This window comes from Streptomyces sp. NPDC093252 (genome assembly GCF_040683675.1).
Taxonomy (GTDB): domain Bacteria; phylum Actinomycetota; class Actinomycetes; order Streptomycetales; family Streptomycetaceae; genus Streptomyces.
In genome coordinates this window covers 204,870-219,248 of sequence record NZ_JBFBEM010000002.1, presented here as the reverse complement: position 1 = coordinate 219,248, position 14,379 = coordinate 204,870, and the positions used below count along the sequence as shown (strand labels likewise).

The 14,379-nt window shown below is 70.1% G+C and carries 13 protein-coding genes; 8 read left to right on the top strand and 5 right to left on the bottom strand.

Annotation, left to right across the window (positions count from 1 at the left end; genetic code table 11):
• Positions 1-77 precede the first annotated feature (77 nt).
• A complete protein-coding gene (locus tag AB0O01_RS04170) occupies positions 78-902 on the bottom strand; it encodes a serine hydrolase domain-containing protein (protein WP_365310846.1) in 825 nt (274 codons plus the stop codon).
• 86 nt (positions 903-988) lie between these two features.
• Between AB0O01_RS04170 and AB0O01_RS04165 the strand changes: the two genes are divergently transcribed.
• Together AB0O01_RS04165 and AB0O01_RS04160 are read left to right on the top strand one after the other, a co-directional pair.
• Complete coding sequence (locus tag AB0O01_RS04165) at positions 989-1,483, top strand: MerR family transcriptional regulator (RefSeq protein ID WP_365310844.1); 495 nt, start codon at positions 989-991, stop codon at positions 1,481-1,483.
• Positions 1,480-2,496, top strand: a complete 1,017-nt coding sequence (locus AB0O01_RS04160) for an aldo/keto reductase (RefSeq protein WP_365310842.1) — start codon at positions 1,480-1,482, stop codon at positions 2,494-2,496. Before AB0O01_RS04165 ends, AB0O01_RS04160 begins: the two co-directional genes overlap by 4 nt.
• 56 nt (positions 2,497-2,552) lie before the next feature.
• On the opposite strand, the gene AB0O01_RS04155 is transcribed toward AB0O01_RS04160, so the two are convergent.
• The 3 genes from AB0O01_RS04155 to AB0O01_RS04145 form a co-directional block, all read right to left on the bottom strand.
• Positions 2,553-3,404, bottom strand: a complete 852-nt coding sequence (locus AB0O01_RS04155; protein ID WP_365310840.1) for a DUF4429 domain-containing protein — start codon at positions 3,402-3,404, stop codon at positions 2,553-2,555.
• Between the two features lie 66 nt (positions 3,405-3,470).
• Complete coding sequence (locus AB0O01_RS04150; protein WP_365310838.1) at positions 3,471-4,688, bottom strand: alpha/beta hydrolase; 1,218 nt, start codon at positions 4,686-4,688, stop codon at positions 3,471-3,473.
• A gap of 134 nt (positions 4,689-4,822) precedes the next feature.
• Entirely contained in the window at positions 4,823-5,473 is a 651-nt protein-coding gene (locus AB0O01_RS04145; RefSeq protein ID WP_365310836.1) for a TetR family transcriptional regulator, read from the bottom strand.
• Positions 5,474-5,586: 113 nt separating this feature from the next.
• Between AB0O01_RS04145 and AB0O01_RS04140 the strand changes: the two genes are divergently transcribed.
• A complete protein-coding gene (locus tag AB0O01_RS04140) occupies positions 5,587-7,203 on the top strand; it encodes an MFS transporter (protein WP_365310834.1) in 1,617 nt (538 codons plus the stop codon).
• 189 nt (positions 7,204-7,392) lie between these two features.
• On the opposite strand, the gene aceE is transcribed toward AB0O01_RS04140, so the two are convergent.
• Positions 7,393-10,140: a pyruvate dehydrogenase (acetyl-transferring), homodimeric type gene (gene aceE, locus AB0O01_RS04135; RefSeq protein WP_365310832.1), complete on the bottom strand. Its 2,748-nt coding sequence runs from the start codon at positions 10,138-10,140 to the stop codon at positions 7,393-7,395.
• Between the two features lie 410 nt (positions 10,141-10,550).
• Between aceE and AB0O01_RS04130 the strand changes: the two genes are divergently transcribed.
• From AB0O01_RS04130 to AB0O01_RS04110, 5 genes are all read left to right on the top strand, one after another.
• Positions 10,551-10,988, top strand: coding sequence for a DUF3052 domain-containing protein (locus AB0O01_RS04130; protein ID WP_365311229.1), 438 nt, complete (start codon positions 10,551-10,553; stop codon positions 10,986-10,988).
• Between the two features lie 272 nt (positions 10,989-11,260).
• Entirely contained in the window at positions 11,261-11,719 is a 459-nt protein-coding gene (locus AB0O01_RS04125; protein WP_365310830.1) for a peroxiredoxin, read from the top strand.
• Positions 11,720-11,850: 131 nt separating this feature from the next.
• On the top strand, positions 11,851-12,426 hold the full coding sequence (locus AB0O01_RS04120; protein WP_365310828.1) for a calcium homeostasis/redox stress adaptation protein: 576 nt from the start codon (positions 11,851-11,853) through the stop codon (positions 12,424-12,426).
• Between the two features lie 105 nt (positions 12,427-12,531).
• Positions 12,532-13,107, top strand: coding sequence for a TerD family protein (locus AB0O01_RS04115; protein ID WP_365310826.1), 576 nt, complete (start codon positions 12,532-12,534; stop codon positions 13,105-13,107).
• A 58-nt stretch (positions 13,108-13,165) separates the two neighbouring features.
• Positions 13,166-14,302 (top strand): DUF475 domain-containing protein, encoded by a 1,137-nt coding sequence (locus tag AB0O01_RS04110; RefSeq protein ID WP_365310824.1) that lies wholly within the window; start codon positions 13,166-13,168, stop codon positions 14,300-14,302.
• Positions 14,303-14,379: the final 77 nt, after the last annotated feature.

Below are 14,379 nucleotides of genomic sequence, written 5' to 3'. Positions count from 1 at the left end.
TCCTCCCCCAGAGGGGGTACCCCCAGCGCCCCTGAAAGACCCCTGCGGCTCGCGCCGGTGAGCGGCATCCCCCGACGTCAGCCCTCTCGTACCTCGCTCAGTACCGCGTCCGTGAACACCGGCCACGCCTCCACTGCCCAGGGGCCGAATGCGCGGTCCGTCAGGGCGGCGCAGCCGACCCCCGCTGCCGGGTCGATCCACAGGAACGTCCCGGCCTGCCCGAAGTGACCGAACGTCCCCGGCGAGGACAGCGCCCCCGTCCAGTGCGGGGACTTCCCGCCCCGGATCTCGAACCCCAGCCCCCAGTCGTTCGGGTTCTGCGAGCCGTACCCCGGCAGCACCCCCTTCGTCCCCGGGAACTGCACCCGCATCGCCTCCGCGACCGTCCGTGGATCCAGCAGCCGCGGCGCCTGCACCTCCGCCGCGAACCGCAGCAGATCGGCGACGCACGACACCCCGTCCCGCGCCGGGGAGCCCTCCAGGGACGTGGCCGTCATGCCCAGGGGAGCCAGCACCGCCTGCCGGACGTACTCCGGGAACGGCATCTCCGTCACCTTGGCCACATGCTCCCCGAGCTGCTCGAACCCGGCGTTGGAGTACACCCGCCGCTCACCCGCCCGCGCGCTCACCCGGTGCTCGTCGAAGGCCAGCCCGGAGGTGTGGGCGAGGAGATGCCGGACCGTGGCGCCGTCGGGCCCCGCCGGGTCGTCCAGCTCCAGCGCGCCCTCCTCGTACGCCACCAGCACCGCGTAGGCGGCGATCGGCTTGGTGACCGAGGCCAGAGGGAACACCCGCTCGGCGGGACCGTGCACCCCCAGTACCGTGCCATCGGCCCGGACGACCCCGGCCGCCGCGTGGGGTACGGGCCAGTTCTCGATCAGCGCAAGACTCTTCAACGACATACGGCCGAGCTTAGAACCCCCCTCGGCCCCTCCCCGCCCGGCCTCCACTTGCCTGGAGTGCACTCCAAGGTCATAGCGTGGAAGGCATGACGGTGATGCACTCCACGGCCGTGACCGCGACCGAGACCGAGGCAGTACCCACCCCCGAGGACCTCTGCGCCGCCCCGCCCCGGCGCCATCCCCGGCCCGACGGACAGGACCGCTACACCATCAGTGAGGTCGTGGCCTTCACCGGGCTGTCCGCGCACACCCTGCGCTGGTACGAGCGGATCGGGCTGATGTCCCACATCGACCGCTCCCACACCGGCCAGCGCCGCTACTCCAACCGCGACCTCGACTGGCTCGACCTGGTCGGCAAGCTGCGGCTGACCGGGATGCCGGTCGCCGACATGGTCCGGTACGCCGAACTGGTGCGCGAGGGCGAGGACACCTACGGCGAGCGCCATGAACTGCTCCGGGCCACCCGCCGGGACGTACTGACCCGTATCGCCGAACTCCAGGACACCCTCGCGGTGCTGGACCGCAAGATCAGTTTCTACGCGGACAGCCACCGCGGCACCGAAGCGGAGAGCACCCGATGACCAACGGCAGGATCCGTACCGTACGACTGGGCGCCACCGGACCCGAGGTCGGGGTCCAGGGGCTGGGCTGCATGGGCATGAGCTTCGCCTACGGCCCCACCGACCAGGACGCCGCCCGCGCCACCCTCGACCGCGCCCTCGACCTCGGCGTCACCCTCTTCGACACCGCCGACGCCTACGGGAACGGCGACAACGAGCGTTTCCTGTCGCCGTTCTTCCGGGCGCACCGCGACGAGGTCGTCATCGCGACCAAGTTCGCCCTGCACATCCCGCCGGACGACCCGACCCGCCGGGTCATCCGCAACGATCCCCCCTACATCCGCCAGGCCGTCGAGGCCAGCCTCCAGCGGCTCGGGGTCGACGTCATCGACCTGTACTACATGCACCGGCGCGACGAGAGCGTCCCCCTTGAGGACACCGTCGGCACCATGGCCGACCTGGTGCGGGAGGGGAAGGTCAAGCATCTCGGACTCAGCGAGGTGACCGCCGATGAGCTGCGGGCCGCCCACGCCGTCCACCCGATCGCCGCGGTGCAGTCGGAGTGGTCGCTGTTCAGCCGGGACATCGAGGCGCATGTCGTCCCGGCCGCCAGGGAACTGGGCGTCGCCCTCGTGCCGTACTCGCCGCTCGGCCGGGGTTTCCTCACCGGCTCCTTCGTCAGCGCCGACAAGGAACTCGGCGCCGATGACTTCCGCCGCCAGCAGCCCCGTTTCACCGGCGACAACGCCACCGCCAACGCCGCCCTGCTGGAGCCGGTGCGCACCGTCGCCGAGGCGCACGGGGCGAGCCCCGGGCAGATCGCCCTGGCCTGGGTGCAGGCGCAGGCGGGGCTGCGGGGGCTCACCGTCGTCCCCATCCCCGGTACCCGCAGCGCGCGCCGCGTCGAGGAGAACACGGCGGCCACCCGGATCACCCTCACCCCCGAGGAGATCGCCCTGCTGGACACCATCGGGCCCCAGGTGCGGGGCAGCCGGTACGCGGACATGCGGTTCGCGTCGGCCGGACGGGAGTAGCCGACGGCGGTCCCGGGGGGCCCGGTTGGTCCCGGGGCCCGGGGCCTGCGACTCCGCTACAGCTCCGCGAGGAGTTCCGCCTTCTTCACCGCGAACTCCTCGTCCGTCACCAGCCCCGCCCGGTGCAACTCGCCGAGGTGCCGGATCCGTTCGGCGACATCCGCCGGGTCGCGCCGGGCCACGGCGGCGACCGGCACCGCGGAGGCCGGAACCGCGCCGCGCGCCGCCGCCAGCACCGCGGCGGCGAACGGCAGCGACTCGTGCACCGGCCCGTAGCCCAGACCGAACACCACCGTGGCCGGATCCTGGTCCGGCTGCGCCGGGCGGTCCGCGCTCTCCCGGCGCAGCAGCCGCAGATGTCCCTCGAACACCTCGGGCGAGCGCCACTCGACCCCCGCGAGGTCGGCGACCCGGAAACTCTGGTCGCCGGCCTTCCACTTCGCCGACGACGCGCCCGTCCAGAACCAGCGGAACGCCACCGTCGTCCCGTCGAAGGACGCCTTCGCGTCGTACGCCTTGAAGGAGCGGGGGACCTCGGGCGCGGCCACCAGATGCCGTTCGGACGGGCCCGACTCGGTGAGTCCGGCGCGCAGTTCGTCGGCGTAGTACTCGGCGAGGGTCTCCCGCTCGGCGGGCAGCACCAGCCGGTACGGGTCGCTGCCCTCCTTGAGCTGTCCGGCCGCCGCCTCCATCAGCGGATCCGCGCCCGGCCGCGGCTCGGCGCGCAGCACGACCGTTCCGCGACGGCCGGGAGCCAGCGTCACACCCTGGAGCGCCGCCAGCGGCACCCGGCGTTCCCCCAGCGCCTGGAAGAGCCTGGGTGTGCGAATCCCCCGTTCGTAGCGGATGAGCACGGAGTCGGACTCGAACTCCCAGGCGGCATGAAATCCGGCCAGTACGTCACCCATGCGGCTCATCGTATGCGGCACGAGCTCCTCCGTCCCCTTCCCGCGCAGACCGCGGTTTCTGCGACTCTACGCGCGTCCGTTCCCGGAGTCTGCGGGCATATCGGTCATACATCGGTCGTCGTCGCCGGCGCAGCGCACCGAGCCATACGCGCCTACCCCGATCTCGGCGAAGTTGCGCAGACTCTCCGTGCCGGGTTCGAAGTACCCGGCGTGGCCGTGCGCCCCGCCCGCCGACAGCACCCGCGCGCCGAACGCCCGGGACACCGGATCGGCGCCGTGCCCGAGCCCGCCCAGCTCCAGATAGGGCACGTCCTCGATCCAGTCGTCGGCGTCCCGCATCGCCCACACCCGGGCCGGACTGCGCAGTTGGGACGCCTTCTCGGCGCGCATCCCCGGGCTGCCGGCCACCGCGATGTCCGACACCCGGTCCGGCAGCACCCGCGCGGCCACCCCGCAGAGCACCGAGCCGTAGCTGTGGCAGAACAGCGAGACCGGGGCCGATCCGGGCAGCGCCCGCACCAGCGCGTCCAGCCGGGCCGCGCCCTGGGCGGCGCGGGTGGCGGTCGCCGCCTCCATCCCGATCCCGCTGGGCGCGGTGTAGTCGGCCCAGGCGATCACGGCGGTACGGACGCCGGGGCGCGCGGCGCGCTCGGCCTCGTACAGGGACTCGGCCATGCCGGCGGGCGCCGCGTACTTGCGGTGGGTGCGCTGGAAGGTGAGCAGATCGGTGTCGACGCCGGGGACGACGATGGAGATCCGCTCGGCGCGGGCGAGGCCGCCGTACACCTCGGCGACGCGTCCCGAGCCGTCCGGGTCGAAGGCGAGGATCTGCCGGCCCGGCTCCATCAGCGCTTCCAGGCGGTGCATCCGGCGGCCCGCCTCGTGCTGTCCGCCCGGGGTGAGCCGGCTGTCGTGCATCCGGGCCCGTTCGACGCGGCGGGCCTGGGCGAGGGCGATCCGGTTGGCCCGGTAGCGCAGTTCGACGGGGGCGCCGTTCATATTGCCGACCGCGAGCGGATAGCGGTGGGCGAGCAGAGTGCGCCGGGCGGGGCCGAGCGAGGCGAAGAACGCGGCGAGCCGGGCGGGCGCCGAGCGCGGGTCGGGGAGCCGGTGGCCGTCTATCCGCCCGTCCTCCCAGGCGGCGAGCGAGATCTGGAGCGGGGTGTGGTCGCGCTGGCCGCGCAGCGCGGTCCAGCCGGTGGTCGCCAGCATCACGAAGACCACGGCCAGCGCGAGCAGCGCACGCCACACATTGAGCGTCGGGGAGGAGTCGAAGGAAGTCACTGGGAGGACACACTAGGAGAACGGGACGGTCTCGCGTGAATCGAGTGACGGCTCTCACGTTTGAGCCACGACGGGGCTGATCATGGGTGGTGAGGGCGGTACAGGGGGAGGCGCGCGGGGCGCGCGGAAGTGCCCTACGGCGTACGCCAGTTCTCGGCCAGCGCCGGTCCCACCTGGTCGAGGTAGCGCGCGGTGACCGCGCGCATGCCCGCCACGCTGTGGTCGTCCCCGGCGGTCCAGAGCCGCTCGGTGACCCGCATGACCCCGCCGAACAGCGCCACCGCCACCCGCGGGCGGGGATCCTCGTCCACATCGAGCCCCTCGCGCTCGGCGATCAGCCGCGCGAACCCCTCCTCCGTCTCCGCCGAGCGCCGCAGATGCGCCGCGAGCAGCACCGGCGTCGACTCGATCACCCGGTACATCCGCAGATACTGGTCCACGCTCGCCACCGACTCGATCCGCTCGTGGATGGTGTCCCAGCCGTCCAGCACCGCCATCCGCAGCGCCTGGAGCGGCGGTTCGTGCGCCGGGCGGGCCCGTACCGCCTCGTAGAAGTGCTCCACCGTGATCTCGTGGAGGGCGAGGGCGGTCTCCTCCTTCCCGGCGAAGTAGCGGAAGAAGGTGCGCTGGGAGACATCCACGGCCTCGGTGATGGCGTCGACGGTGGTGCGGTCGTAGCCGCGGGTGGTGAACAGGTCGACGGCGGCGTGCAGCAGCGCGTCCCGGGTCCGCTGTTTCTTGCGCTCGCGCAACCCCGGTGCGGGCGAGCGGTCCAGCGTGTCCATCGGGTCCTCCAGCGAACCGTTCTCCCTGGTCGGGGGAGAGGTGAGTGACTTGACAGTTACCGACTTGTGAATTGGTTTGTCAATTGTCAGTGGCTGTCTCTAGTGTCGCCCGCATGACTAGTCAGACCACCCTCGACAAGACGGGACCCGGGGACGGCATACCCCCCTCGCCGTCCGCCGCGCCGGCCAAGGGGCTGCGCGGCCATCCCTGGTTCACCCTGATCACCGTCGCCGTCGGGGTGATGATGGTCGCCCTGGACGGCACCATCGTGGCCATCGCCAATCCGGCCATCGCCTCCGACCTCGGCGCCACCTTCGCCGAGGTGCAGTGGATCACCAACGCGTACTTCCTCGCCCTCGCCGTCGCGCTGATCACGGCGGGCAAGCTCGGTGACCGGTTCGGCCACCGCCAGACCTTCCTCATCGGCGTCGTCGGCTTCGCCGCCGCGTCCGGTGCGATCGGGCTCTCCGACAGCATCGCCGCCGTCATCGTCTTCCGGGTCTTCCAGGGCCTGTTCGGCGCGCTGCTGATGCCGGCCGCGCTCGGTCTGCTGCGGGCCACCTTCCCCGCCGAGAAGCTCAATATGGCGATCGGCATCTGGGGCATGGTCATCGGCGCCTCCACCGCCGGCGGCCCGATCCTCGGCGGTGTCCTGGTCGAGCACGTCAACTGGCAGTCGGTGTTCTTCATCAATGTGCCGGTCGGTGTCCTCGCCGTCGCCCTCGGCGCCTGGATCCTGCTGGACCACCGCGCGCAGAACGCCCCGCGCTCCTTCGACCTGCTCGGCATCGGACTGCTGTCCGGCGCGATGTTCTGTCTGGTCTGGGCGCTGATCAAGGCGCCCGAGTGGGGCTGGGGCGCGGGCCGGACCTGGCTGTTCCTGGTCGTGGCCGTGGCCGCGTTCGCCCTCTTCGCGATCTGGGAGAAGCGGGTCAGGGAACCGCTGATCCCGCTCACGCTCTTCCGCTCCGTCCCGCTGTCGGCGGGTGTGGTGCTGATGGTGATGATGGCCATCGCGTTCATGGGCGGCCTGTTCTTCGTGACGTTCTACCTCCAGAACGTGCACGGCATGAGCCCCGTCGACGCCGGTCTGCATCTGCTGCCGCTCACCGGCATGATGATCGTCGGCTCACCGCTCGCGGGTATCGCCATCACCAAGGTGGGCCCGCGGATCCCGCTGGCCGGCGGGATGGCGTTCACCGCCCTCGCCATGTACGGCATGTCCACGCTGGAGACCGACACCGGCAGCGGGATCATGTCCCTCTGGTTCGCCCTGCTCGGCCTCGGCCTCGCCCCGGTCATGGTCGGCGCGACCGAGGTCATCGTCGGCAACGCCCCGATGGAGCTGTCCGGGGTCGCCGGTGGGCTCCAGCAGTCCGCGATGCAGATCGGCGGCAGCCTGGGCACGGCCGTGCTGGGCGCGGTGATGGCCTCCAAGGTCGACAGCGACCTGGCCGGGAACTGGGCGGACGCCGGGCTGCCCCCGCTGTCGCCCGAGCAGCAGGCGGCGGCGTCCGAGGCGGTCCAGGTCGGGGTGGCGCCGGTGGCGCCCGACACCCCGGCGGAGGTCGCCACGACGATCACCGATGTCGCCCACGACACCTTCATCTCCGGGATGAGCCTGGCGTCCCTGGTGGCCGCGGGCGTCGCGGCCGTCGCCATCCTGGTCGCCCTGCTGACCAAGCGCGGGGAGAACGCGGACGCGGGGGCAGGGGCGGCGCACATCTAGCGCCCCTGCACTTCCGCAGCCGTCGGGTGCGGGTGAGTGCGTGGTTCTCGCGCAGTTCCTCCCCCAGAGGGGGTACCCCCAGCGCCCCTGGGGAGACGGCCGCTGCCGTGTCTTTCAGGGGCGCGGGGAACTGCGCGACCAGCCCCCACGCACCCGCACCCGCACCCGAATCCGCAACCCAACCCGGCGCTACGCGTCACCCCCCGCAGCCCCCGGATCCGCCGCCCCCACATCCAGCAACTGATACCGATCCAGCGCCTGCTTCAGCGCGGAGCGATCCACCTTCCCCTCCTGAGCCAGCTCCGTCAGCACCCCCAGCACGATCGACTGCGCGTCGATGTGGAAGAAGCGGCGCGCCGCCCCCCGCGTGTCGGCGAAGCCGAACCCGTCCGCGCCCAGCGACTGATACCGCCCCGGCACCCAGCGCGCGATCTGGTCCGGAACCGATCGCATCCAGTCGGACACCGCCACGAACGGTCCCTCGGCGCCGCTCAGCTTCCGGGTCACATACGGCACCCGCTGCTCCTCCTCCGGCCGCAGCAGATTGTGCCGTTCACACTCCACCGCCTCCCGCCGCAGCTCGTTCCAGGAGGTCGCCGACCAGACATCGGCCCGTACGTCCCACTCCTCGGCGAGGATCCGCTGCGCCTCCAGCGCCCAGGGCACGGCCACGCCCGAGGCCATGATCTGCGCCGGGACCGACCCCGCCGTCCCCGCGCCCAGCCGGTGGATGCCCTTGAGGATGCCCTCGACATCGACGTCCGCGGGCTCGGCGGGGTGCTGGATCGGCTCGTTGTAGACGGTCAGGTAGTAGAAGACGTCCTCGCCGTGCGGATGCTCGGCGTCGCCCCCGTACATCCGGCGCAGCCCGTCCCGCACGATGTGCGCGATCTCGTACGAGAACGCCGGGTCGTACGCCACACAGCCCGGGTTGGTGGAGGCGAGGAGCTGGGAGTGGCCGTCGGCGTGCTGGAGGCCCTCGCCGGTCAGGGTCGTGCGCCCGGCGGTCGCGCCCAGAACGAAACCGCGCGCGAGCTGATCGGCCATCTGCCAGAACTGATCGCCCGTACGCTGGAAACCGAACATCGAGTAGAAGACGTACACCGGGATCAGCGGCTCGCCATGGGTGGCGTACGACGAACCCGCCGCGATCAGCGAGGCCGTGCAGCCCGCCTCCGAGATGCCGTCGTGCAGCATCTGGCCGGTCGGCGACTCCTTGTAGGCGAGCAGCAGATCCCGGTCCACGGACTCGTACTGCTGGCCCAGCGGGTTGTAGATCTTCGCACTCGGGAAGAAGGAGTCCATGCCGAAGGTGCGGTACTCGTCCGGCGCGATCAGCACGAAGCGGCGGCCGATCTCCTTGTCCCGCATGAGATCCTTCAGCAGCCGGACGAACGCCATGGTCGTCGCGATCTGCTGCTGGCCGGAGCCCTTCTTCACACTCGCGTAGGTCTTCTCGTCCGGCAGGGCGAGGGGCTTGGAGCGCACGACCCGGGTCGGGACATAGCCGCCGAGCGCGCTGCGCCGGTCGTGCATGTACTGGATCTCGGCCGAGTCGCGGCCCGGGTGGTAGTACGGCGGCGGGCCGCTCTCCAGCTCGCGGTCCGAGATCGGCAGCCGGAGCCGGTCGCGGAAGCCCTTGAGGTCGTCGACCGTAAGCTTCTTCATCTGGTGGGTGGCGTTGCGGCCCTCGAAGTTCGGGCCCAGCGTCCAGCCCTTGACCGTCTTGGCCAGGATGACCGTCGGCTGGCCCCGGTGCTCGACGGCCGCCTTGAACGCCGCGTAGATCTTCCGGTGGTCGTGCCCGCCGCGCCCCAGATGCAGGATCTGGTCGTCGGACATGCCCTCCACCATCGCCCGCAGCCGGTGGTCGTCCCCGAAGAAGTGGTCGCGGATGTACGCCCCGGTCTCGGTCGCGTACGTCTGGTACTGGCCGTCCGGGGTGGTGTTCATCCGGTTGACCAGCACCCCGTCCCGGTCCTGGGCCAGCAGCGGATCCCAGGAGCGGTCCCAGACCAGCTTGATCACATTCCAGCCGGCGCCCCGGAACACCGACTCCAGTTCCTGGATGACCTTGCCGTTGCCGCGCACCGGCCCGTCCAGCCGCTGGAGGTTGCAGTTCACCACGAAGGTCAGATTGTCCAGGCCCTCGCGGGCGGCGATGGTGAGCTGGCCCAGCGACTCCGGCTCGTCCATCTCGCCGTCCCCGAGGAACGCCCAGACGTGCGACTTCGAGGTGTCGGCGATCTCCCGCGCGTGCAGATAGCGGTTCATCCGCGCCTGGTAGATCGCGCCGATCGGGCCGAGCCCCATCGACACCGTCGGGAACTCCCAGAAGTCCGGCATCAGCCGCGGATGCGGATACGAGGACAGCCCGTACGGGGCCTTCGACTTCTCCTGGCGGAAGGCGTCGAGGTGCCGCTCGGTGAGCCGGTCCAGCAGGAACGCGCGGGCGTAGATGCCCGGCGAGGCGTGCCCCTGGAAGAACACCTGGTCGCCGCCGTCGCCCTCGTCCTTGCCCCGGAAGAAGTGGTTGAAGCCCACGTCGTAGAGCGAGGCGGAGGAGGCGAAGGTGGCGATGTGGCCGCCGACGCCGATCCCGGGGCGCTGGGCGCGGGACACCATCACCGCCGCGTTCCAGCGGGTCGCGTTCAGGACGCGGCGCTCGATCTCCTCGTTGCCGGGGAAGAACGGCTCGTCCCTGGTCGCGATCGTGTTCACATAGTCCGTGCTGCGCATCTCGGGCACGGCGACCCGCTTCTCACGGGCCCGCTCGATCAGCCGGAGCATGAGGTAGCGGGCCCGCTCCCGGCCCCGCTCGTCGATGGCGGCGTCCAGGGAGTCCAGCCATTCCTGGGTCTCCTCGGGATCGAAGTCAGGAACCTGACTCGGAAGGCCGCCAATGATGATCGGATTGCGATCGGATCCGGAAGCCACGCTGTTCCTTACCTGTCGGAGTTACCTGGACGCGGGCCCCGGGGCCGCTGCTCCCTGTGCCCGCGCCGCTCCCCATCGTCTACCTCGGGGGCGTAAACGTCATCTCTACCCCGAGGTAACCGGCACACTTGGGCGACCCGGCGGGTCCGCTCCCGGCGGAAAACTCATGCGAGTCCCGCACGGGCAGAGGGTTCCCAAACGCCCAAACGGGGCAGAAGGGTGTGGTGTGCATCACGTTCGCCGGACAAGTGGTGCCTGGAGTTGCGGGGACACGGCCTGGATCGTCACCGTTTCGGCGGTCTGAAACGCCGGGTACTTGCGCGATCCGTCCCGCCCGTGTGGACTACGGCCAATGCCTCGCGCCCGCGCGTGGCTGAGACATACCCAAAGACATGATCAGGAGGCAACCCGTGAGCGCGACCGCGGACCACGCGGAGGAGCGGACCAACCCTGCCGCCAGGCTGGGTTTCCAGCCCGGACAGGTGGTCCAGGAGATCGGCTACGACGACGACGTCGACCAGGAGCTTCGCGAGGCACTGGAGGAGACGATCGGCAGCGAGCTCGTCGACGAGGACTATGACGACGTGGCCGACGCCGTGGTGCTCTGGTTCCGCGACGACGACGGTGACCTGACCGATGCGCTGGTGGACGCCACCACGTACATCGAGGAGGGCGGCACCATCCTGCTGCTGACGCCGAAGACCGGCCGCGACGGCTACGTCGAGCCGAGCGACATCTCGGAAGCCGCGACCACGGCGGGGCTGACCGCCGCGAAGAGCGTCAGCGTCGGCAAGGACTGGAGCGGGTCGCGTCTGGCGACACCCAAGGCCGCGAGGTCCAAGCGGTGACGCGTCCGCGTCCCGGCGCGTAGCCCGTCGGGCCCCCAGGACCGTCAGGGGTCCGCCAGAACCCAGCCCGCCGGGCGGGCCGAGTCTTCGTGCTCGGCCCGCCCGGCGGTGTCGGTGCCGGGCCGTACACGCCCCGGGTGACCCGATCGGGCACGGCCGGGGTGACCGGCCTCTCGGCGGCGGGGTGACCGGGCACTCAGCGGGTCCCGCCGGTCGGCTGCGTAGGGTGGGTGTGATCCGTACAGCCCAGCAGCCCCCCGAAGGGACGACCGATGGCGATCCAGGTCGGCGACAAGGCCCCCGACTTCGCACTCAAGGACAACCACGGCGCCACCGTGAAGCTGTCCGACTTCCGCGGTGAGAAGAACGTCGTCCTGCTCTTCTACCCCTTCGCCTTCACCGGGGTGTGCACCGGCGAGCTGTGCGAGGTCCGCGACAACCTGCCGAGGTTCGCCGACCGCGACACCCAGGTGCTCGCCGTCTCCAACGACTCCATCCACACCCTGCGCGTCTTCGCCGAGCAGGAGGGCCTGGAGTATCCGCTGCTCAGCGACTTCTGGCCGCACGGCGAGACCTCCCGGGCCTATGGCGTGTTCGACGAGGCCAAGGGCTGCGCGGTGCGCGGCACCTTCGTCATCGACAAGGAGGGCGCGGTGCGCTGGACGGTCGTCAACGGCCTCCCGGACGCCCGCGACCTCGAAGCGTACGTCCAGGCCCTCGACGCGCTCTGATTGTTAAGCCCCAGGGCCTGCGGGCCATGGGAACCGCTCACTAGGATCGACTCGTTTGATCCGTTGCGGACGTACACCCGTACACGGATGCACCACGGGGCTTTCCGCCCCCCAAGACAATGGAGGGACTCGTGGGAGTCAGCCTCAGCAAGGGCGGCAACGTATCGCTGACCAAGGAGGCCCCGGGCCTGACCGCGGTCATCATCGGTCTGGGCTGGGACGTGCGGACCACGACCGGCACGGACTTCGACCTCGACGCGAGCGCGCTGCTGCTGAACAGCACCGGCAAGGTCGCCAACGACCAGCACTTCATCTTCTTCAACAACCTGAAGAGCCCGGACGGCTCGGTCGAGCACACCGGCGACAACATCACCGGTGAGGGCGAGGGCGACGACGAGCAGATCAAGGTCAACCTCGCCGGCGTCCCCGCCGACATCGAGAAGATCGTCTTCCCGGTGTCCATCTACGACGCCGAGAACCGCCAGCAGTCCTTCGGCCAGGTCCGCAACGCGTTCATCCGCGTGGTGAACCAGGCCGGAGAGGCCGAGCTGGCCCGGTACGACCTCAGCGAGGACGCCTCGACCGAGACCGCCATGGTCTTCGGCGAGCTGTACCGGCACGGGGCGGAGTGGAAGTTCCGCGCCATCGGCCAGGGCTACGCGTCCGGCCTGCGCGGCATCGCGCAGGACTTCGGTGTGAACGTCTGACCGAGGCCCGTCCCGGGGGAAGCGACCGTCCGGCGCCGCGCGGTTTGTGTGCGGCGCCGGACGCGCAGGACAACCAGAGAAGCACGACAGGGGAGGATCAGGATCATGGGCATCACGCTCGCCAAGGGGGGCAATGTCTCCCTGTCCAAAGCCGCACCGAACCTGACCCATGTGTTGGTGGGCCTCGGCTGGGACGCGCGGTCCACCACCGGAGCACCCTTCGACCTCGACGCGAGCGCGCTGGTGTGCAGCAGCGGGCGCGTGCTGGGGGACGAATGGTTCATCTTCTACAACCAGCTCACCAGCCCCGACGGCTCGGTCGAGCACACCGGGGACAACCTCACCGGTGACGGCGACGGCGACGACGAGTCCCTGCTGATCGACCTCGCCAAGGTCCCCGCCCACGCGGACAAGATCGTCTTCCCGGTCTCCATCCACCTGGCCGACGAGCGCGGCCAGACCTTCGGCCAGGTCAGCAATGCCTTCATCCGGGTCGTCAATCAGGCCGACGGCCAGGAACTCGCCCGCTACGACCTCAGCGAGGACGCCTCCACCGAAACGGCGATGATTTTCGGAGAGGTCTATCGCTACCAGGGCGAATGGAAGTTCCGTGCGGTAGGGCAGGGGTACGCGTCGGGGCTTCGCGGGATCGCTCTAGACTTCGGGGTCAATGTTTCGTAAAGCCGGGTACGGCGTGGGGGAGACCCGTTCAGCCCGTACACAAGGGATTGGGTAGCCAGTGATTCTGAGAACTTTCGGCTGGTCGTTCGCGGTCACCGCGGCCGGCCTTGTCGCGGCGGTCTTCTACGGGGGGTGGGCGGCACTCGGTCTCGTAGCCATCCTCTGTGTTCTTGAGATCTCGCTGTCCTTCGACAATGCGGTCGTAAATGCCGGAATTCTGAAGAAGATGAATGCCTTCTGGCAGCGCATCTTCCTGACCATCGGCATCCTGATCGCCGTCTTCGGTATGCGGCTGGTGTTCCCCGTCGTCATCGTCGCGGTCAGTGCCCAGATCGGCCCGATCGAGGCGGTCGACCTCGCACTCACCGACCAGAACCGGTACGAGGAACTCGTCACCGACGCGCACCCGGCCATCGCCGCCTTCGGTGGCATGTTCCTGCTGATGATCTTCCTCGACTTCATCTTCGAGGAGCGGGACATCAAGTGGCTGGGCTGGCTGGAGCGGCCCCTGGCCAAGCTCGGCAAGGTCGACATGCTCTCGGTCTGTGTCGCGCTGATCGTGCTGCTGATCACCTCCATGACCTTCGCCACCCAGGCACATCTGCACGCCGGACCCCAGGACAAGGCGGAGACGGTTCTGCTCTCGGGTGTCGCCGGTCTGATCACGTATCTGGTCGTCGGCGGCCTCTCCGGCTACTTCGAGAACAAGCTGGAGGAAGAGGAGGAGCGCGAGCACGAGGAGGAGGAGAAGGCCAAGCGGGCGGGCAAGCCGGTCATCCTGCTGGCCGGCCGGGCGGCCTTCTTCATGTTCCTCTACCTGGAGGTCCTGGACGCGTCCTTCTCCTTCGACGGTGTCATCGGCGCCTTCGCCATCACCAACGACATCGTGCTGATGGCCCTGGGTCTGGGCGTCGGCGCCATGTACGTCCGGTCGCTCACCGTGTACCTGGTCCGCGAGGGCACGCTGGACGACTACGTCTATCTGGAGCACGGCGCGCACTACGCGATCGGCGCGCTCGCGGTCATCCTGCTGGTCACCATCCAGTACGAGATCAGCGAGTTCATCACCGGCTCGATCGGTGTGCTGCTGATCGCCTGGTCCTTCTGGTCCTCCGTGCGCCGCAACCGGGCGCTGGCGGCGGCCGAGGGCGGATCCGGGTCGGACGACAAGACCGAGGTCCCGTCCGGCGTGTGACGACCCCCGGGGGTTGACGCCCCGGTGGGTGAGGGAACGCTCTGTGCGGGGCGGTACCGAGGTGGACATCGTCCTCG

Excerpts from the sequence above, each read along its gene's own strand:
- AB0O01_RS04165 (WP_365310844.1), top strand. The coding sequence starts at position 989 with ATGACGGTGATGCACTCCACGGCCGTGACCGCGACCGAGACCGAGGCA.
- AB0O01_RS04155 (WP_365310840.1), bottom strand. The coding sequence starts at position 3,404 with ATGGGTGACGTACTGGCCGGATTTCATGCCGCCTGGGAGTTCGAGTCC.
- AB0O01_RS04140 (WP_365310834.1), top strand. The coding sequence starts at position 5,587 with ATGACTAGTCAGACCACCCTCGACAAGACGGGACCCGGGGACGGCATA.
- AB0O01_RS04115 (WP_365310826.1), top strand. The coding sequence starts at position 12,532 with ATGGGCATCACGCTCGCCAAGGGGGGCAATGTCTCCCTGTCCAAAGCC.
- AB0O01_RS04125 (WP_365310830.1), top strand. The coding sequence starts at position 11,261 with ATGGCGATCCAGGTCGGCGACAAGGCCCCCGACTTCGCACTCAAGGAC.
- AB0O01_RS04145 (WP_365310836.1), bottom strand. The coding sequence starts at position 5,473 with ATGGACACGCTGGACCGCTCGCCCGCACCGGGGTTGCGCGAGCGCAAG.
- AB0O01_RS04160 (WP_365310842.1), top strand. The coding sequence starts at position 1,480 with ATGACCAACGGCAGGATCCGTACCGTACGACTGGGCGCCACCGGACCC.
- AB0O01_RS04170 (WP_365310846.1), bottom strand. The coding sequence starts at position 902 with ATGTCGTTGAAGAGTCTTGCGCTGATCGAGAACTGGCCCGTACCCCAC.